The 20113-nt window shown below is 71.9% G+C and carries 14 protein-coding genes and 1 tRNA gene; 11 read left to right on the plus strand and 4 right to left on the minus strand.

Annotated features, from left to right (window positions below; translation table 11 throughout):
* Positions 1-293: 293 nt before the first annotated feature.
* Positions 294-1337, minus strand: coding sequence for a DNA ligase (locus ACFY8W_RS21135; RefSeq protein ID WP_391107273.1), 1044 nt, complete (start codon positions 1335-1337; stop codon positions 294-296).
* Entirely contained in the window at positions 1334-2251 is a 918-nt protein-coding gene (gene ligD / locus ACFY8W_RS21140) for a non-homologous end-joining DNA ligase (protein ID WP_391107275.1), read from the minus strand. Before ligD ends, ACFY8W_RS21135 begins: the two co-directional genes overlap by 4 nt.
* Positions 2252-2300: 49 nt before the next feature.
* On the opposite strand from ligD, the gene ACFY8W_RS21145 reads away from it, so the two are divergent.
* From ACFY8W_RS21145 to ACFY8W_RS21155, 3 genes are all read left to right on the plus strand, one after another.
* Positions 2301-3485: a Ku protein gene (locus tag ACFY8W_RS21145; protein ID WP_391107277.1), complete on the plus strand. Its 1185-nt coding sequence runs from the start codon at positions 2301-2303 to the stop codon at positions 3483-3485.
* A gap of 104 nt (positions 3486-3589) precedes the next feature.
* Positions 3590-4396 (plus strand): 4'-phosphopantetheinyl transferase superfamily protein, encoded by an 807-nt coding sequence (locus ACFY8W_RS21150; protein WP_391107280.1) that lies wholly within the window; start codon positions 3590-3592, stop codon positions 4394-4396.
* Positions 4397-4948: 552 nt separating this feature from the next.
* Positions 4949-6490 (plus strand): M4 family metallopeptidase, encoded by a 1542-nt coding sequence (locus ACFY8W_RS21155; protein ID WP_391108249.1) that lies wholly within the window; start codon positions 4949-4951, stop codon positions 6488-6490.
* A 777-nt stretch (positions 6491-7267) separates the two neighbouring features.
* Here ACFY8W_RS21155 and ACFY8W_RS21160 read toward each other — a convergent pair.
* Complete coding sequence (locus ACFY8W_RS21160; protein WP_391107283.1) at positions 7268-7939, minus strand: hypothetical protein; 672 nt, start codon at positions 7937-7939, stop codon at positions 7268-7270.
* A 401-nt stretch (positions 7940-8340) separates the two neighbouring features.
* Between ACFY8W_RS21160 and ACFY8W_RS21165 the strand changes: the two genes are divergently transcribed.
* A complete protein-coding gene (locus ACFY8W_RS21165) occupies positions 8341-10008 on the plus strand; it encodes a DUF6880 family protein (RefSeq protein ID WP_391108252.1) in 1668 nt (555 codons plus the stop codon).
* 331 nt (positions 10009-10339) lie between these two features.
* Here ACFY8W_RS21165 and ACFY8W_RS21170 read toward each other — a convergent pair.
* A tRNA-Arg gene (locus tag ACFY8W_RS21170) sits at positions 10340-10411 on the minus strand.
* A 159-nt stretch (positions 10412-10570) separates the two neighbouring features.
* On the opposite strand from ACFY8W_RS21170, the gene ACFY8W_RS21175 reads away from it, so the two are divergent.
* The 7 genes from ACFY8W_RS21175 (at position 10571) to rho (ending at position 19959) form a co-directional block, all read left to right on the plus strand.
* Positions 10571-11029: a response regulator gene (locus tag ACFY8W_RS21175; protein ID WP_391107286.1), complete on the plus strand. Its 459-nt coding sequence runs from the start codon at positions 10571-10573 to the stop codon at positions 11027-11029.
* A 193-nt stretch (positions 11030-11222) separates the two neighbouring features.
* Positions 11223-12290: an ArgS-related anticodon-binding protein NrtL gene (gene nrtL, locus ACFY8W_RS21180; RefSeq protein WP_391107289.1), complete on the plus strand. Its 1068-nt coding sequence runs from the start codon at positions 11223-11225 to the stop codon at positions 12288-12290.
* Positions 12291-12302: 12 nt separating this feature from the next.
* On the plus strand, positions 12303-13694 hold the full coding sequence (gene lysA / locus ACFY8W_RS21185; protein ID WP_391107292.1) for a diaminopimelate decarboxylase: 1392 nt from the start codon (positions 12303-12305) through the stop codon (positions 13692-13694).
* Positions 13695-13881: 187 nt separating this feature from the next.
* The gene (locus tag ACFY8W_RS21190; RefSeq protein ID WP_391108255.1) at positions 13882-15180 is read left to right on the plus strand and encodes a homoserine dehydrogenase; all 1299 of its coding nucleotides are present in this window, start codon (positions 13882-13884) and stop codon (positions 15178-15180) included.
* 6 nt (positions 15181-15186) lie between these two features.
* Positions 15187-16257 (plus strand): threonine synthase, encoded by a 1071-nt coding sequence (gene thrC / locus ACFY8W_RS21195; RefSeq protein ID WP_391107294.1) that lies wholly within the window; start codon positions 15187-15189, stop codon positions 16255-16257.
* Positions 16258-16564: 307 nt separating this feature from the next.
* Entirely contained in the window at positions 16565-17482 is a 918-nt protein-coding gene (gene thrB / locus ACFY8W_RS21200; protein ID WP_384420628.1) for a homoserine kinase, read from the plus strand.
* Between the two features lie 431 nt (positions 17483-17913).
* Positions 17914-19959, plus strand: coding sequence for a transcription termination factor Rho (rho, locus tag ACFY8W_RS21205; protein ID WP_391107297.1), 2046 nt, complete (start codon positions 17914-17916; stop codon positions 19957-19959).
* The last annotated feature ends 154 nt before the right edge of the window (positions 19960-20113 follow it).

Below are 20113 nucleotides of genomic sequence, written 5' to 3' on the forward strand. Positions count from 1 at the left end.
CGGAGCGGAGGGGGAGGGGGATCGCTATCCGGCCGCGGGGCCAGTTCACGCTGGGAGGCCGGGCAGGCCGAGGACGAACAGCGGGGCTCCCACGCCTCCCCGCCCCACCTCGCCATGCGCCTCCTCGCCCTACGCCTTCCCGCCCTACGCCTTCCCGCCCTGCGCCTTCTCGCCCCACGCCTCCTCGCCCTGCGCCTTCCCGCCCACGCCTGCCCGCCCTCGGGCTCCTTGCCCTACTGGTCCCCGCCCTCGGGCTCCCCGCCCTACGCGTCCCCGCGCTACGGGTCCCCGCCCTACGCGTCCCCGCCCTCCGGCTCCGGCCACGGCTCCGCCTCCCGTACCCGTACGAACCTTGCCGTGTCCTGGCGACCGGCGATCACGCGCAGTTCGACCGTGACGGGTCCGGTGAGCGGCCGTACCGGCCCGTGTTCCGGGTGTTCCACCGGCTCCGCCGCCACCCGCCCCGCCGTCAGCTCGGCCACCTCGCGCGCCTGGGCCCCGGTCAGCCGTGGCGTGGTGCGCAACTCGCGCCCGTCGGGCAGGCGCACGAGCAGTGCGTGCGGCCGGTCGGGCGGCCCGAACAGCCCGGCGAGCAGGGCGTCGCCGGTGTCCGAGTGCCGTACCTTCCGCCAGGACCAGGTGCCACCGGGCCGGTACGCCGAGTTCCAGGCCTTCGCCACCACGCCCTCGACGCCCGCGTCGCGCAGCGCGCCGAACCACTCGTGCGCCGTCGCCTCGTCGTCGGTGGCGAGCACCCGCTGGAGCGGCGGCCCGATGCCGGCGAGGGCGGCGCCGAGGAGGTCCCAGCGTTCGTGCAGCGGCCGGCCGCGCAGGTCGTGGCCGGGGAGGGCGAGCAGGTCGAAGGCGATGTACGAGACGGGGACCCCGGCCCGCTCGCGGTCCCGGTGGGTGCGGAGCAGGTCGGTGAAGCTCAGCCGCCCCTCGCGGTACGCGCAGAGCTCGCCGTCCAGGACGATCCCCGGGGGCAGCCGCTCACCGAGGTACGCGGCGATGCCCGGGAACTCCGCGGCGAGGTCGCGCCGGGCACGGGACTGCAGGAAGACCTCGCCGTCCTCGAGGACGAAGGCGAGGGCGCGGAAGCCGTCGAGCTTGAGGGAGTACTGGAAGCCGCCCGGAACACTGCCCTGCCGGGGCAGCTCGTCGGCGGCGCGTGGGCGCATGACGTCGACGGGCGGCCGCAGCACGACGTCCGGGCCGGGGCCGGGGTCCGGGGCCGGGTCGGGGTCCGGGGCGCGGCCAGGTTCGGAGCCGGGGCCGGGGCCACGGCCGGCGGCGTCGGGCGGGGGCGGGGGTACGGGCGGCGGGGAGGGGCTCATGGCAGCGCTCCGGCGACCGCGGGGTCGAACAGCGGCGCGAGCAGCTCGCCGTACGTCTCCAGGCGTGGCGCGACGTCCTCCAGCAGCACGACCAGCGGTTCCGCCCCGCCGTTCCCCGCGGCTCCGGTCTCCCCGGTCTCGGCGGTCTCCTCGACCTCCTCCCAGGTCACCGGGGCGGAGACGGCGGGCAGCCGGCGCGCCCGCAGGGTGTAGGGGGTCGCGGTGGTCTTCGCGGCGGCGTTCTGGCTGTGGTCGACGAAGACCTTCCCGGGCCGGAGGGCCTTCGCCATCCGGTGCACGACGAGCCGCGGCAGCTCGGCCTCCGCCTCGACGGCGAGCCGTCGGGCGTAGCCGGACACCTCCTCGGAGGGCGCCGGGACCAGCGGCACGAGCAGGTGCAGGCCCTTGGACCCCGAGGTCTTCGCGTACGCCGTGAGACCGTCGGCAGCGAGCCGTTCCCGCAGGTGGAGGGCGACCCGGCAGCATTCGACGACGGTCGCGGGAGGACCCGGGTCGAGGTCGAGGACGAGCCGGTCGGCGACGCCGGGGGAGTCGGCCCGCCACTGCGGGGTGTGGAACTCGACGACCAGGTTCGCCGCCCACATCAGCGACGGCAGGTCCTGGATCATCACCTGTCGGGCGCGGGGCGCGTCGGAGCGGGGGACGGGGGTGGTGTTCACCCAGGCGGGCGTGCCGGGCGGCGGGTTCTTGGTGAAGAACAGCTGCCCGTCCGGGCCGTCCGGATAGCGCAGGAAGGAGACCGCCCGGTCGCGCAGATGCGGCAGGATCACGGGCCCCACGGTGGCGTAGTAGTGCAGCAGCTCGCCTTTGGTGGTGCCGGTGGCGGGGTGGAGGACCTTTTCGAGGTTCCTGAGGACCAGGCGCCGCCCCTCCACCTCTGTGATGGGCGTCATACGATGAGAATCCCATGATTCCCGACCAATGGTGCGAAGGGGATGAACAGTGCGATCCATATGGAACGGGGCCATATCCTTCGGCCTGGTCAGCATCCCGATCAAGCTGGTCAACGCCACCGAGAGCCACTCGGTCTCCTTCCGCCAGATCCACGCCGAGGACGGCGGACGGATCCGCTACAAGAAGGTGTGCGAGCTGGACGGGGAGGAGGTCACGCAGGCGGAGATCGGCAAGGCGTACGAGGACGCCGACGGGACCATGATCCCGATCACCGACGAGGACCTGGCGGCACTGCCGCTGCCGACGGCCAAGACGATCGAGATCGTGGCCTTCGTCGCCGCCGGTGAGATCGACCCGCTCCAGATGGACGCCGCGTACTACCTCTCCGCCAACGGCGTGCCGGCCGCCAAGCCGTACACCCTGCTGCGCGAGGCGCTGAAGCGCAGCGACAGGGTGGCGGTGGCGAAGTACGCCCTGCGCGGGCGCGAGCGGCTCGGGATGCTGCGGGTCGTCGACGACGTGATCGCCATGCACGGGCTGCTCTGGCCGGACGAGATCCGCGCACCGGAGGGCGTGGCGCCGGAGACCCAGGTGACCGTACGCGAGGCCGAACTCGACCTGGCCGACGCCCTGATGGCCACGCTCGGCGAGGTCGACATCTCCTCGCTGCACGACGACTACCGGGAGGCCGTGGAGGAGATGATCGCCGCGAAGGCGGAGGGCGGCGCCGGCCTCGCCCCGCCCGAGCCCACGGCCGCCGGTCGCGGCCAGGTGATCGACCTGATGGCGGCCCTGGAGAGCAGCGTACGGGCGGCGAAGCAGGCCCGGGGAGAGGCGGGCGCCGAGGGCGAGGGCGCGGGAGCGGCTGAGGCGGCCCAGGCGGATGAGGCGGCTGAGGTCACCGAGCTCAGGCCGCGGAAGCGCGCCGCGACCAGGACGGCTGCGACACGGACCTCGGCGGCGGCGCCGAAGGAGACGGGCGCGAAGAAGTCCACGGCGAAGACGGCGGCGAAGAAGACGGCGGCCGCGCCCGCGAGGAAGTCGACGGCGAAGACGGCGACCAGGTCCACCGCCAAGGCGCCGACCAAGTCGACCGCCAAGTCGACCACGAAGTCGACGGCCAAGTCGACGGCGAAGAAGCAGCCGGCGAAGCAGCCGGCGAAGCAGACCGCGAAGAAGGCGGCGGAGAAGACGGCGGCGAAGAAGGCGACTCCGCGCAGGCGCACGGCGTAAGGACGATCGACTCGTGGCCGACGTCCTCGTCGGCCCGTTCGGCGGACACGTGTACGGTCGAGCCCGCCGCGGCACCCGCCGCGCGGAACGGGAGGAACCGACCGATGCGGGCCGACGCCTGGCTCCTGGAACTCGACGGGACGCGTGACGAACTGCGGGGCTTCGCGCCCGACTTGGAGGGAAGCGCGCGCAAACCGCTGTTCGACGCGAGCGTCCTGGGTGCGAGCGTCCTGGGTACGAGCGTCCTGGACGTGAGCGTCCTCGACGCGCGGGAGCGCGAGCGGGCGGCGGCGTTCCTGCGGCCCGCCGACCGGACCCTGTACACGGTGGCCCACGTCGCGCTGCGCACCGTACTCGGCGGGTTGCTCGGGGAGCGCCCGGAGGACCTGACGTTCACGCGTGAGCCCTGCCCGTGCTGCGGCGAGCCGCACGGCCGTCCGGCCCTCGCCGTGTCCCTGCCCGAGCCGCCGCTGCACTTCTCGCTCTCGCACACGCGCGGGCGGGTGCTGATCGCGACGGCGCCCGTCCCGGTCGGCGCGGACGTCGAGCTGCGCCCGGAGCCCGAGGCGGTACGGGAACTGGTGTCCGTACTCCACCCGGCGGAACGGGCCGAGGTCGAGGCGGGGGCCGAGGTCGGGGCCGAGGGCGGTTCGGCCGGGGCGGAGCGGGACCCGGCGCGGCGGGCGGCGGCGTTCGGCCGCATCTGGGCTCGCAAGGAGGCCTATCTGAAGGGCCTCGGTACCGGCCTCGGCCGGGCCCCGCACCTGGACGACCTGAGCACCGGGGCCGAGGCCCCGGCCGGCTGGTCCCTGCACGACCTGCCGTGCGGCACGTCCCACCATGCCGCGGTCGCGCTGCGCGCCCCGCACGCGACGACCGAGCCGCCGCGGCTGCACCACCTGACCGTCTGACGTAGGGGAGGGCCGGCCGGGGCGCGGAGCCGGCAGGGCTCCGGCAGCCTTCCGTACCGGCTCTCGCGCGCCTCCGGCACGGCATCGGCACGCCCGCGTCGCCTTCGGCACCGCCCCGGCACGGGTCCGGCAGGGTCCCGGCACCTGCTCGGGTACATCTCCGCAACCCGCATCGGCACGCCTTCGTCGCGCATCCGGCACCGCATCGGCTGGGGTCCGACGGGGCTCCGGCACCCACTCAGGTGCGTCCCCGACACCGGCTCCCGCGCCGCTCCGGCACCCCTCCCGCGCCCCTATTCGAACCCTCTATGACCCTTGGAGCGGTCAACCCTCCGCATAGCGGACGGAGTTGGCCACCCTTCGGACAACTGATGGTCAAATCCTTGTTGCATACCTGTCAATCGGGGCTGCTCGCTGGCACGCTCACTCGCGCACCACCCCCCACACAGATCCCCCACGCGTAACAGCGAAGGAGCCCGCGTGACCCGCCAGCAGACCTCGCCTCGTCGTCACACCACCGCCCGAGCCGCCGCCCTGATCGCATCGGCCGCCATGGTCGTCGTCGGAATCCAGTCCGGATCCGCCAGCGCCGATGCCCAGCGCGAGGCGGGCGCGACCGCGCTCGTGCTCACCGGCACCCAGCGCGCCGCCGCCATCCAGGAGGCGCAGTCCGCCGCGGCCGGCACCGCCAAGGCCATCGGCCTGTCCGGCCAGGAGAAGCTGGTCGTCCGGGACGTCGTCAAGGACGCCGACGGCACGGTCCACACCCGCTACGAGCGCACCTACCAGGGCCTGCCGGTCCTCGGCGGCGACCTCGTCGTGCACCAGAAGAAGAACGGCGCCCGCTCCGCCACCAAGGCGACCGAGGCCCGCATATCCGTGGCGAGCACCACCCCCGCCGTCGCCGCCACCACCGCCAAGCAGTCGGCGGTGGCCGCCGCCGACGCCGAGGGCGCGACCGCGTCCTCCGCCCGCAAGGTGATCTGGGCCGCCACCGGCAAGCCCGTCCTCGCCTGGGAGACCGTCGTCGGCGGGCTCCAGCACGACGGCACGCCGAGCGAGCTGCACGTCATCACGGACGCCACCACCGGCAAGGAGCTCCACTCCTTCGAGGCGATCGAGACGGGCGTCGGCAACACCCAGTACAGCGGCCAGGTCACGCTCGGCACGGCGCCGTCGTACACCCTGACCGACACCGCCCGCGGCGGCCACAAGACGTACGACCTGAACGGCGGCACGTCCGGCACCGGCACCCTCTTCACCAACTCCACGGACGTCTGGGGCAACGGCTCCGCGTCCAACCGCGAGACCGCGGCCGCGGACGCGCACTACGGTGCGGCCGTCACGTGGGACTTCTACAAGAACGAGCTGGGCCGCAACGGCATCCGCGGCGACGGCGTCGCCGCGTACAGCCGTGTCCACTACGGCAACGCGTACGTCAACGCCTTCTGGTCCGACCAGTGCTTCTGCATGACGTACGGCGACGGTGCGGGCAACGCCAAGCCGCTGACCTCCCTGGACGTCGCCGGCCACGAGATGACCCACGGCCTGACCGCGTCCACCGCGGGCCTGCGCTACAGCAGGGAGTCGGGCGGCCTGAACGAGGCCACCTCCGACATCCTCGGCACCGCGGTCGAGTTCTACGCCAACAACTCGTCGGACGCCGGCGACTACCTCATCGGCGAGAAGATCGACATCCGCGGCAACGGCACGCCGCTCCGCTACATGGACAAGCCCAGCAAGGACGGCAACTCCGCCGACTACTGGTCCAGCAGCCTCGGCCGCCTCGACGTCCACTACTCCTCGGGCCCGGCCAACCACTTCTTCTACCTGCTGTCCGAGGGCAGCGGCACGAAGACGCTCAACGGGGTCACCTACAACTCCCCGACGTACGACGGCTCCGCGGTCACCGGCATCGGCCGCGCCGCCGCCTACAAGATCTGGTACAAGGCCCTCTCCACCTACATGACCTCGTCCACGACCTACGCCGGCGCCCGCACCGCCACCCTCTCGGCGGCGACGGACCTCTACGGCGCGGGCAGCGCGGAGTACAACGCGGTGAACGCGGCGTGGAAGGCCGTCAACGTCAAGTAACGCGCCCGCACACGCACCCCACACGTGGGGAACCAGGGGCCGCCCGGCACACCGGGCGGCCCCGTCCGCGTTCTCAGGCCGGAGAACGCCTCGCGCTCCCGAGGGCACCGGCCTCCGGACCCCACCCGCCCCTACCTCCGCACCGAAGTGCCGACTCCGTACCCGGGCTTCGAGGACCGGACGTGGAAATACGAGCGACCGAGGTCGGCCACCTGCCGCATAACCCGGGCGTGGACGTGTCCGACGAGGATGACCCTCCATCCCCATTCGCCCACCCACCCGTACCGATTCCGCTGGAAGACGGGTCTCTCGGGTGTGCTGGGCCGGGTCAAAAGGAGCTCCGCCACCAATGACGAGGTGGATTCTCGTACGGATAGGCGTCGGGACGTGCGAGGATGCGCAGATCAAGAGCGTGCACGCTGCTGCGTAGCTCCCGGGAGCTCTTCTTGGGGAGCGCGCAGATGGCCAGTTCCAGCAAATCCCGTTCGTCTGCCGGCTCTGGGCAGCACTCGGTGACTCCACACCGGTTGCCGAACGGTGCGGGGAGCCGGTCCTTCGGTGACCTGGCGATGGAAGCCCAACGAGCAAGCGCCCGTGCAATCGAGCCCGGTTGAAGCCGAGTCCGTTCCAACCGGATGATCTGCGCCTGTGCCGACCCGGACAGCCGGCCGACCTTCGAGTAAGTCCGATGCCCGGGCGAGCACTTGCGTCGCTCCCGGAGACTGGAGGGCCGCCTACGCGGCATGGCCCTTTCGGTTGTGAGTCATAGGCCGCAGTTTACTTCCGGCCGGGTGTCCATTTCATGCCGAGCCGGTAGGCGCGGGAGATCACGTCCTGGACGCCGGGGCCGTCCGCCGGGGTGAACCAGCGCACCTCGCGTCCGACGACGAGTTCGCCCTTCTGCCGTTTGATGAGGGCGATGGCGCAGGCGTGCGCCTGCGGCGGGCACTCGTCCAGTACCACCCGGAAGCGGTCGCCGCGGTCGGAGGTCAGGGTCACTACCGCGTCCAGGCCGCGGAAGTCACCCGACCCCTGGTAGATGTAGACGAAGAGCAGGAGCTTCTGGAACTCGGCCTGGTGATCCAGGTTGATGACCAGGTTCTCTCCCGTCTCCCGGGCCCCGGTCCGGTCGTCCGCGTCGAGGGCGACGTACGGGAAGCCGTCCACCGCGCCGAACGCGTTGCCCAGGGCCTGCACCACGGTCTTGGAACCGTCGGTGCAGCGGATCATGCAGCCGAGGTCGAGGTCCACCGTTCTGGCCGCTGCCGACCGCAGCGAGGCCCGTAGCCGGCCGAACAGGCCACGCGCCTCGCCGGCCGCCTGCCGGGCGGCGGCCTGCGGCGAGGTCCAGTTGAGGTTGACCTTGATCAGCCCCGACGTCACGCCGTGCTTGGCCAGGGAGACGGTGGGGGTGGCCTTCGTCAGGTCCACGGTGGCGGGCTGGGGCATGCGGCACCTTCCGGGGGACGATCCAGGGAGCCGGGTTGGGCGCCGACCATACAGGCGGGGCACGATACGTCGCAGGGAATCGGTCGTTCGGCTCGTTCGGCCGTCTGCGCCGGTGTACGACAGCCGGGACGGCCGGAGGTCGTACACGCTGATGTTCCGGTCGGTGAATCGGCGTCGACGGCCCGGCGAGAGGAGGGGCCGTCGGTTGGGCGCGGAGCCGGCGGGAACCGGAGGACAGGTGAGTCGGCGAAGCCGGCAACGACTCGCGTAGGGGGCCAGCCGCACTGAACCCTGGGACTGTTCGATCTGGCGGGCGACAGTGTGAGGGCCGTTCGGGGGCCCGAGCCGAATCGAGGCGCGGAGGAATGGGCGGAGGAGTGGGCGGAGGAATGCGCGGAGGAATGGGCGGTCTCACGGAAGCGAAGTTGAAGGCGGTGGCCGGGGAGCGTTCGTTCGCGCGTGGACGTGCTTACGTCGACGAGGTGTCCCGAGTCGAGTTCGGTGACGGCTGGGTCAGGGCATCGGTACGTGGCACGGAGCGGTACGAGGTGGAGCTGCTCCTCGGCGGTCGCAGAAGGCCGGCGGGCACGTGCGATTGCCCGTACGGCCAGGAGGGCAATTTCTGCAAGCATCTGGTCGCGCTCGGCCTGACGGTGATTGCTCAGGAGGCCGACCTCCCTCGCTTGCGGAATGCGGCCCGGGACCGGGCCCGAGGCCTCGACGCCTGGCTGATGGGCCTGTCGCGGGAGGACCTCCTCGCCCTCGTGCGGGAGGAGATGGACGAGGACGGGAACCTGCGGAGGCGTCTGGAACTGCGGGCGGCGAGCGCCCGCGGCGACGTGGCCGGGATCCGTTCCCGTGTCCGCGAGTTGCTCGACATCGGCCCTTTCGCCCAGTACGGCTACGTCGAGTACGCCGACGCCGGTGCCTATGCCGACCAGGCCGGGCAGGCGGTCACCGCGATCCGATCGCTGACGGCCTCCGGTCAGGCGACCGACGCGACGGTTCTGGCTCGGGAGGCGATCGGCCTGCTGGGCTCCGTGGTCGAACGTGTCGACGACTCCGACGGTCGACTCGGCCAGGTCGGCACCGATCTCGCCGACGCCCACCACGAGGCCTGCCGCGCGGCCCGCCCCGATCCGGAGGAACTCGCGCAATGGCTGGTGGCCCATGCCCTCGACGAGGCGGCCGACCTGACGGACGTCGACCCGCTCGACTACGAGGACCTGCTCGGCGAGCGGGGGATGGCCGCCCTTCGCCGGTACGCGGTCGACGCCTGGCAGGCCAACCGCACCGGCTGGGCCGAGAAGCACCTCATGCAGCGCCTCGCGAAGTCGGGGCGGGACACCGACACGGTGATCGCCGTGCACGCCGCCGACCTCGCGCCGAACGGTCACACCCACCTGCTCATCGCCCGCGAGCTGGACACGGCCGGCCGTACCGCCGAAGCGCTGGAATGGGCCGAGCGCGGCATCCGGGAGACCGAGGACCTGGCCGGCGTCGACACCGCCCTGGTCGACCACCTCGCCGACCGCTACGCCCGCACCGACCGGCTCGCCGACGCCGTCACCCTGCGCCGAGAGCACTTCACCGCCCGCCGCACCCTGCTCACCTACCAGCAGCTGCGTGCCGCAGCCGTGGCCGCCGACTGCTGGTCGACCGAGCGGGAGAAGGCGCTGGAGCTTCTCCGCGCCGATGCCGAACGGACTGACGCGTACGGTGGCCGGGTCCTCGTCGACGTCCTGCTGGACGACAAGGACGTCGACGCCGCCTGGCAGGCGGCCCGCGAGCACGGCGCCCACGACGGCCAGTGGCTCGCTCTCGCCGACCAGTCCCGCCCGACCCGCCCCGCGGACTCCCTCGCCGTCTACCACCGCCTGGCCGCCCGCCTCACCCGCGAGACCGGAATGCACGCCTACGAACAGCTCGTCAGCCTGCTCCTGAGCATCCGCGACAGCCACCACCGCCTCGGCACACCGGGCGACTTCGCCGCGTACGTCACCGACCTGCGCGCCGCCCAGAAGCGCAAGCGGAACCTGATGCGGCTGTTGGACGAACACGGGCTGTGAGCCGCAGGGGTCTGGAGCGAGGAGGTCGAACACGAAAGCGCTGCCGACCCGGGCCGGGGCTCGCGTTCACACGGCGTTCGCTCCGCCTCGCCCTGTTCCTGCCGTGTCTCACGGAGCTGGTCGCGCCGGGCGACGGCCGCGGCGATGCCTGGGAGCAGCGTGGAGACGTCTGCAGTCGGGGTCGGTGACTCCTTCGCGAAGTCGCGGAGCCGGTCGTCCACGGTGCCGGTTCCCCGGAATTTGGTCAGCGCGGGCTTTCCTCTTGCGGAACGCAAGAAGACCCCCCAACAGTTCTGACACTGTTTGGAGGGTCTTGGCACTTCCTGCGAAGTGCCCCCGGCAGGATTCGAACCTGCGCACACGGCTCCGGAGGCCGTTGCTCTATCCCCTGAGCTACGGGGGCGTCCGCCGCTTCTCGCGGCGACGGGAAGAACACTACCAGCTCCTGCAGGGTGCCTGTGAACAGGTATTTCCACCGCGTCACCAGGGGGGTGTTCCCTCGCACGGGTCAGAAGTGGGCAAAAGCCGGACGCGGGTGCTCCCCGCGACCTACTCTCGACGTGTGTCAGGCGTGTCCGGGCGGGTGCTGGTTGTCGATGACAACCGGGTGATCCGCCAGCTGATCAGGGTCAATCTCGAACTCGAGGGGTTCGAGGTGGTGACCGCGGCCGATGGTGCCGAGTGTCTGGATGTCGTGCATGAGGTCTGTCCTGATGTCGTCACCCTCGACGTCGTCATGCCCAGACTGGACGGGCTGAAGACCGCCGCGCGGCTGCGGGAGGACCCGCGGACCAGTCATCTGCCGGTGGCGATCATCAGCGCCTGCACCGAGTACGGGACGGACGGCGCGGGCGGGGGAGCCGCCGGCGTCGACGCCTTCCTTGCCAAGCCCTTCGAGCCGGCCGACCTCGTGCGGGTCGTCCGGCAGCTCATGCACCAGGAGCGGCGCGAACCCCGCGACGGTGCCGACGCCGAGGAGCCGCCCGCAGTCAGCCGGACCGGGCGGCGCGGCGAGGGGTGACCCCGGAGGGATTTCCGCGGGGGCGGCACGACCGCGGGGGGATGGTGGGATAGCCGCGGGCAAATGGCGGGACAGCCGCGGGTGAGAGGAATCCCCGCTCTGGTACGTCCTGGCATCGCGGCCCCCGCCCCCCGCCGCCCACATGCCGAAACCGGTTCGCTTTCCGACCCCCCTCCTCCCCTACGCTTGTCCCGTGACCCCCGCGGACCTCTCCCTCACCGTGCTGCACGCCGTGCGCCGTGCGGTCGACGAGGGCGTGCTGGCCGTCGAGGTGCCCGAGCTCGTGCGGGTCGAGAGGCCCCGGGCAGGTGGGCGTGGGGACTACGCCAGCAACGTCGCGCTCGTGCTCGCCCGGGCCGCCGACGCCACCCCCCGCCATGTCGCCGAGCTCCTCGCCGAGCGGCTCCTCCCGCACCCCGACCTCGACCGGGTCGAGATCACCGGGCCGGGGTTCCTCAACTTCACCCTCCGTCCCGACGCCCAGCAGGACCTCGTGCGGGCCGTCCTCCTGGGCGGACAGCGGGATGGACGACGGGACGGGCGGCCGTACGGGCATCTGCCTCCCGGCGGCGCGGCCGTACAGCTCGTCCATCGTGCCGACGTCCGCGCCGCCGTCACCGCCGACGCCGTGCGGCGGCTCCTCGTCTCGCAGGGCCACCCCGTGCGCGTGGCCTGCGAGGACGGCGTCGACCCCGAGTGGGACCTGCTCCAGGCGCGCACCGACGTCGCACACGCCCGTGGCCGCCTCGCCACCACCGTCGCCCCCCTGCCCGTGCCGTACGGAGCCGCCGAGCTGCACCGCCGCTTCGGCGTCGACGCGGCCCGCTGGGGGCTGCTCTCCGCCGCCGCGCACGACCACGCCAAGCTGACCGACGAGCTGCTCCACCAGCACGAGCGCAATCCGCTCTTCCGCGTGCGGTACGCCCACGCGCGCGCCAGGCGCCTCGCGGACAACGCCGACCAACTCGGGTTCCGCGGCGAGCCGCTGCAGGCCGTCGAGGCGCCCGAGCTCACCGCCCTCCTCGGCGACCACCCCGCCGTCCTGCTCTCCGCCGCCCGCCACCGCGCCCCCGACCGGGTCGCCCGGCACCTCGAGGCCGTCGCCGACGCGCTCCTCGCGTTCCAGCACACCGTTCTGCCCCTCGGCGACGAGAAACCCTCGGTCGCCCACCGCTCCCGGCTCGCGCTCGCCGAAGCCGCCGGGACGGTGCTCGCCGGCGGCCTCTCCCTGCTCGGCATCAGCGCACCCGACCAGATCTGAAAGACGCAGACCATGAGCCGTTCCGCACACCCCGCCGGGCCCCGCCACGCCGACGTCCTTCCCGAGGGGCACTACTCCGCTCCGCCCGCCGATCTCAACCGGCTCGATCCCAAGGTCTGGGCCCGGACCGTGAGCCGGAACGAGCAGGGGCAGGTGACCGTCGGCGGGCTGAGCGTCGCCGAGCTCGCCGAGCAGTTCGGCACGCCCGCGTACTTCCTCGACGAGGACGACTTCCGAGCCCGCTGCCGCGCCTGGGCCGACGCCTTCGGCAGCGACGCCGACGTCTTCTACGCGGGGAAGGCCTTCCTCTCGCGGGCCGTCGTCCGATGGCTCAAGGAAGAAGGGCTCAACCTGGACGTCTGCTCCGGCGGCGAGCTCAGCACCGCCCTCTCCGCCGGCATGCCCGCCGAGCGCATCGCCTTCCACGGGAACAACAAGAGCGAGGACGAGATCCGGCGGGCCGTCGAGGCCGGCGTCGGGCGGATCGTGCTCGACTCCTTCCAGGAGATCGTCCGGGTCGCTCACGTCGCGCAGTCGCTCGGCAAGCGGCAGCGGGTGCAGATCCGGGTCACGGTCGGCGTGGAGGCGCACACGCACGAGTTCATCGCCACCGCGCACGAGGACCAGAAGTTCGGGATCGCGCTCGCCGGCGGGCAGGCCGCCGAGGCGGTGCGGCGGGCCCTGCGGCTCGACGGGCTCGAGCTCATCGGGATCCACTCGCACATCGGGTCGCAGATCTTCGACATGGCCGGGTTCGAGGTGTCCGCGCGGCGGGTCGTCCAGCTGCTCGCCGAGGTGCGCGACGAGCACGGGGTCGAGCTGCCCGAGATCGACCTCGGCGGCGGCCTCGGGATCGCGTACACCTCCGACGACGACCCGCGCGAGCCCCACCACATCGCCAAGGCGCTCACCGAGATCGTGACGCGGGAGTGCGAGGCCGCCGGGCTCGCCACGCCCCGCATCTCCGTCGAACCCGGGCGCGCCATCGTCGGGCCCACCGCCTTCACGCTCTACGAGGTCGGCACCGTCAAGCCGCTCGAAGGACTGCGCACGTACGTCTCCGTCGACGGCGGCATGTCGGACAACATCCGCACCGCCCTGTACGACGCCGAGTACACCGTCGCGCTGGTCTCGCGCACGAGCGACGCCGAGCCGATGCTGTCCCGGGTGGTGGGCAAGCACTGCGAGAGCGGTGACATCGTCGTACGCGACGCGTTCCTGCCCGCCGACATCGCGCCCGGCGACCTGATCGCCGTACCGGCCACCGGTGCGTACTGCCGCTCGATGGCCAGCAACTACAACCACGCGCTGCGCCCCCCGGTCGTCGCCGTCCGGGACGGAGAAGCACGGGTCATCGTGCGCCGCGAGACGGAGGAAGATCTCCTGCGTCTCGACGTCGGGTGATGAAATAGTCAGGTGGTGGAAACCATGTCTCGCCATTCGGACCAGGCGCTGAAACGTCCGTCCGGTGAGTGAGACTGGTTCCCATCGTGGGGAAAGCCGGGATTTCCCGCCCCGCGGAACCGAAGGAAAGGCGTCCGCAGAAATGCGGAAGCCGAAGTCGAAGTCGTACGAGAGACGAGGTCGGATGATGCGTACGCGTCCGCTGAAGGTGGCGCTGCTGGGCTGTGGAGTGGTCGGCTCAGAGGTGGCGCGCATCATGACGACGCACGCCGACGACCTCGCCGCGCGCATCGGCGCTCCGGTCGAGCTCGCCGGCGTGGCCGTCCGCCGGCCCGACAAGGTGCGCGGGGGAGTGCCCGCCGAGCTGATCACCACCGACGCGACCGCCCTCGTGAAACGCGGGGACATCGACGTCGTCGTCGAGGTCATCGGCGGGATCGAGCCGGCCCGCACCCTCATCACCACCGCGTTCGAGCACGGCGCCTCCGTCGTCTCCGCCAACAAGGCGCTGCTCGCCCAGGACGGCGCGACCCTCTACGCGGCCGCCGACCAGCACGGGCAGGACCTGTACTACGAGGCCGCCGTCGCCGGGGCCATCCCCCTCATCCGGCCGCTGCGCGAGTCCCTCGCCGGCGACAAGATCAACCGCGTGATGGGGATCGTCAACGGCACGACGAACTTCATCCTCGACAAGATGGACACCTCGGGCGCCGGGTACTCCGAGGCCCTGGACGAGGCCACCGCGCTCGGGTACGCGGAGGCCGACCCGACCGCCGACGTCGAGGGCTTCGACGCCGCCGCCAAGGCCGCCATCCTCGCCGGGATCGCCTTCCACACGCGCGTGCGCCTCGACGACGTCTACCGCGAGGGCATGACCGAGGTCACCGCCGCGGACTTCGCCTCCGCCAAGCAGATGGGCTGCACCATCAAGCTGCTCGCCATCTGCGAGCGGGCCGCCGACGGCGAGTCCGTCACCGCGCGCGTGCACCCCGCGATGATCCCGCTCAGCCACCCGCTCGCCTCCGTGCGCGAGGCGTACAACGCGGTCTTCGTCGAGGCGGAGGCCGCCGGGCGGCTCATGTTCTACGGCCCCGGGGCCGGCGGCGCGCCGACCGCATCGGCCGTGCTCGGCGACCTGGTCGCCGTGTGCCGCAACAAGCTCAGCGAGGCCAACGGCCCCGGTGAGTCCGCGTACACCCAGCTGCCCGTGAGCCCCATGGGCGACGTGGTGACGCGGTACCACATCAGCCTCGACGTGGCCGACAAGCCTGGCGTGCTCGCCCAGGTCGCGACGGTCTTCGCCGAGCACGGCGTATCCATCGACACCGTGCGCCAGCACGGTCGACAGGACGGAGACGGCGAGGCATCGCTCGTCGTCGTCACCCACCGCGCGCCCGACGCCGCCCTCTCGGGGACCGTCGAGGCGCTGCGCAAGCTCGACACCGTGCACGGTGTCGCCAGCATCATGCGTGTTGAAGGGGAGTAAGGACCCATGACCAGCAAGGGCACCCACCAGTGGCGCGGCATCATCGAGGAGTACCGGGACCGTCTTCCGGTCACGGACACGACGCCGGTCGTCACGCTCCGTGAGGGCGGCACGCCGCTCGTCCCCGCTCAGGTCCTCTCCGAGCGCACGGGCTGCGAGGTGCACCTCAAGGTCGAGGGCGCCAACCCCACCGGCTCCTTCAAGGACCGGGGCATGACCATGGCCATCTCCAAGGCCAAGGAGGAGGGTGCGCAGGCCGTCATCTGCGCGTCCACCGGCAACACCTCGGCCTCCGCCGCCGCGTACGCGGTGCGCGCCGGCATGGTTTCCGCCGTCCTCGTTCCGCAGGGGAAGATCGCGCTCGGCAAGATGGGCCAGGCGCTCGTGCACGGCGCGAAGATCCTCCAGGTCGACGGCAACTTCGACGACTGCCTCACCCTGGCCCGCTCGCTGTCCGAGAACTACCCGGTGGCGCTGGTCAATTCGGTGAACCCGGTCCGCATCGAGGGCCAGAAGACGGCCGCTTTCGAGATCGTGGACATGCTCGGCGACGCGCCCGACGTTCACGTGCTGCCCGTGGGCAACGCCGGCAACATCACGGCGTACTGGCGCGGATATCGCGAGTACGCGGCCGACGGGATCGCCTCCCGCACGCCGCGCATGTGGGGCTTCCAGGCTTCCGGCTCCGCGCCGCTCGTGCGCGGCGAGGTGGTCAAGGACCCGTCGACCATCGCCACCGCGATCCGCATCGGCAACCCGGCCTCCTGGGACTACGCGATCGCCGCGCGCGACGAGTCGGGCGGTTTCATCGACGAGGTGACGGACCGTGAGATCCTGCAGGCCTACCGCCTGTTGGCCGCTCAGGAGGGCGTCTTCGTCGAGCCCGCGTCGGCCGCCTCGGTCGCCGGTCTGCTGAAGGCCGCCGCCCAGGGCAAGGTCGACCCGGGCCAGACGATCGTCTGCACCGTGACGGGCAACGGCCTGAAGGACCCCGACTGGGCCGTCGCCGGTGCTCCGCAGCCGGTCACCGTCCCGGTCGACGCCGCGGCCGCGGCCGCGCGCCTCGGCCTCGCCTGAATCTGGCCGGAAATCGACGCAGTGCGAGGTGCGCTGCAGGCAGCGCACTGTAGGTTCCTGATCAAGAGTCAAACCCGATCAGGAACCTACATAGGCGCACAGGTTGGCGCGCGACACGCATCGTGCGCCTCCTGTGCGCCCTATGTCGCGACAGAACCTTCCTTCGATAGGCTGTACCGAACCCGCCCCGACGCATATGCGTCGTGTTGTTGCCGTCGTCGCGCCCGAGGCGCGAGCGGCCCCCGGGTTCTCCGTACTTCCTCCGAACAAATCCGTAAGTCCGCACGTCAAGGAGAGTCATCGAGCGATGGCCGGTCCCGCGTTCCGCGCCGCCGCCGTACGGGTGCGCGTTCCCGCCACCAGCGCCAACCTCGGCCCGGGCTTCGACGCCTTCGGCCTGTCGCTGGGGCTCTACGACGACGTCGTCGTCCGGGTCGCCGACTCCGGGCTGCACATCGACATCGCCGGAGAGGGCGCCGACACCCTCCCGCGCGACGAGAGCCACCTGCTCATCCGCTCCCTGCGCACGGCGTTCGACCTGCTCGGCGGGCAGCCGCGCGGTCTCGAGGTCGTCTGCGCCAACCGCATCCCGCACGGCCGCGGCCTCGGCTCCTCCTCCGCCGCCATCTGCGCCGGCATCGTGGCCGCCCGCGCCGTGACCATAGGTGGCGACGCGCGGCTCGACGAGACCGCGCTGCTCGAGCTCGCCACCGAGATCGAGGGCCACCCGGACAACGTCGCCGCCTGTCTGCTCGGCGGGTTCACGCTCGCCTGGACCGAGGCCGGCGCCGCGCGGGCGATCAGGATGGACCCCTCGGATTCCATCGTTCCGGTGGTTTTCGTCCCCGGGAAGCCCGTACTGACCGAGACCGCCCGCGGTCTGCTCCCGCGCACCGTCCCGCACGTGGACGCCGCCGCCAACGCCGGCCGGGCCGCGCTCCTCGTCGAGGCCCTGACCCGCCGGCCCGAGCTGCTGCTCGCGGCCACCGAGGACCGGCTGCACCAGGAGTACCGGGCGCCCGCGATGCCCGAGAGCATCGCCCTGGTGAACCGGCTGCGGGCGGACGGGGTGCCCGCGGTCATCTCCGGCGCGGGCCCCACGGTGCTCGCACTGGCCGAACACGGGACGGCCGACAAGGTCGCCCTCCTTGCGGGCGAGGGCTGGGCCGCCAACCGGCTCGACCTCGACATGCCCGGCGCGAGCGTCCTGCCGCTGGCGCCCTGACGGGCAGCGCGTGGAGAACCGGGCCGGAAGGCCCGGATCTGCGCGGACACGAGATTGCCGGTGACCGAGAGGGGGAATGTTTGTTGGAGCCGGTAGTGTTAACCTCAAGCTTGCACCCGACGTCTTTGAGGCGCGGTGCTGAGTGTCCCTATCAGGGACCACCAATTCTTCCGGGAGCCTCCTCCACTGCCTGAGCAGCCTGCCTGAGCAGTTTCGAGCACGCTCCGGAACCGGCACGACACCCCTCGCTCTTCTTCATTGCGTGAGGGCCGAGCAGGGGGCGCTCGGGCCGGACTTACAGCACATTTTCTCTTCCGCCGCACCCGGCGGGACCACCGCTCCGACACGGTCCACCAAGCAGGACCGCTGTCGGACAGCACAACCGGTCGCCGAGCCAGATGGCCGACGTCCGCTCCAGGGAAGGACCCTTCGTGAGCGACACCACCGATCTGATGGGCGTGACTGCCGACAACAGCGTCGACACCGCCGCGCCCGCCGCAGGTGCTGCCACTGGCACCACCGCACGGCGCCGCCGCTCCGGCACCGGCCTCGAGGGCATGGTCCTGGCCGAGCTGCAGCAGGTCGCGTCCGGCCTCGGCATCAGGGGCACCGCGCGGATGCGCAAGAGCCAGCTGATCGAGGTCATCAAGGAGGCGCAGGCCGGAGGCTCCGCCGCCGCGCCCGCCAAGTCCGGCGACGCCGCCGAGACGAAGCCGAAGCGCCGCGCCACCTCCAAGGCCCGTACGGCCGAGACCGCTGCCGAGACCGCCGCGCCCAAGGCCGAGAAGGCCGAGCAGGGCGAGCCGACCGCCCAGCAGCAGATCGAGATCCCGGGCCAGCCCTCCCCCAAGCTCTCGACTTCGCTCGAGCAGGGAGGTGCCTCCATCGGCGACGCCCCGGCCGGCGAGCGCCGTCGCCGGCGCGCCACCGCTCCCGCCGGTTCGCCGGAGGGCGCCGAGGCCAAGGGCGAGACCGCCCAGGTCGTCAAGACCGAGGCCCGTACGGAGACCAAGGGCGAGCCGCAGGCCGAGGCGGCCGCCGACGGTGCCGAGGGCCGCGGCCGTCGCGACCGTGGCGAGCGCGGTGACCGCCGCGACCGCCGCGACCGTCAGCGCGAGCGCGGCAAGGGCGACGAGCAGCAGGGCGGCGGCCAGGGCGGCCAGCGCAAGGAGCGCCAGGGCCAGGGCGCTCAGGGCCAGCAGGGCGGCCAGCCGGCCGGCCCGCAGGACGAGGACGACTTCGAGGGCGGTCGCCGGGGCCGTCGCGGGCGCTACCGCGACCGTCGTGGGCGTCGTGGCCGTGACGACTTCGCGAGCGGCGAGCCGCAGGTCTCCGAGGACGACGTGCTGATCCCGGTCGCGGGCATCCTCGACATCCTCGACAACTACGCGTTCATCCGGACCTCCGGCTACCTGCCCGGCCCGAACGACGTGTACGTCTCCCTCGCCCAGGTCCGCAAGAGCGGTCTGCGCAAGGGTGACCACGTCACCGGTGCCGTGCGCCAGCCGAAGGAAGGCGAGCGCCGCGAGAAGTTCAACGCGCTGGTGCGCCTCGACTCGGTCAACGGCATGGCGCCGGAGTCCGGCCGCGGCCGCCCCGAGTTCAACAAGCTCACCCCGCTGTACCCGCAGGACCGCCTCCGTCTGGAGACCGACCCGGGCGTGCTGACCACGCGGATCATCGACCTCGTGTCGCCGATCGGCAAGGGCCAGCGCGGTCTGATCGTGGCCCCGCCGAAGACCGGCAAGACCATGATCATGCAGGCGATCGCCAACGCGATCACCCACAACAACCCCGAGTGCCACCTGATGGTCGTCCTCGTCGACGAGCGTCCGGAAGAGGTCACCGACATGCAGCGGTCGGTCAAGGGCGAGGTCATCTCCTCGACCTTCGACCGCCCGGCCGAGGACCACACCACGGTCGCCGAGCTGGCCATCGAGCGCGCCAAGCGCCTCGTGGAGCTGGGTCACGACGTGGTCGTCCTGCTCGACTCGATCACCCGCCTGGGCCGCGCGTACAACCTCGCGGCGCCCGCCTCCGGCCGCATCCTGTCCGGTGGTGTCGACTCGACCGCGCTCTACCCGCCGAAGCGCTTCTTCGGTGCCGCGCGCAACATCGAGGACGGCGGCTCGCTGACCATCCTGGCCACCGCGCTGGTCGACACCGGCTCGCGCATGGACGAGGTGATCTTCGAGGAGTTCAAGGGCACCGGCAACATGGAGCTCAAGCTCGACCGGAAGCTCGCCGACAAGCGCATCTTCCCGGCCGTCGACGTCGACGCCTCGGGCACGCGCAAGGAGGAGATCCTGCTCGGCAGCGAGGAGCTCTCCATCACCTGGAAGCTGCGTCGCGTGCTGCACGCGCTCGACCAGCAGCAGGCGATCGAGCTGCTGCTCGACAAGCTGAAGCAGACGAAGTCGAACGCGGAGTTCCTGCTCCAGATCCAGAAGACGACGCCCGGCGCCAACAACGACTGACGCCGAGACGCTCGTCACACGGCGAGAGGCTGACCTCAGGCTCGTAACCTTGCCGTGACCTGCGTAAACGACTGCGCCCACCGTGCCCGCACGGTGGGCGCAGTCGTGTTTACGGTCCGTCGTCCGCCCAAACCTCACAGCCTCATATGCAACC

The sequence above is a fragment of the Streptomyces sp. NPDC012637 genome (genome assembly GCF_042954805.1).
Taxonomy (GTDB): Bacteria; Actinomycetota; Actinomycetes; order Streptomycetales; family Streptomycetaceae; genus Streptomyces.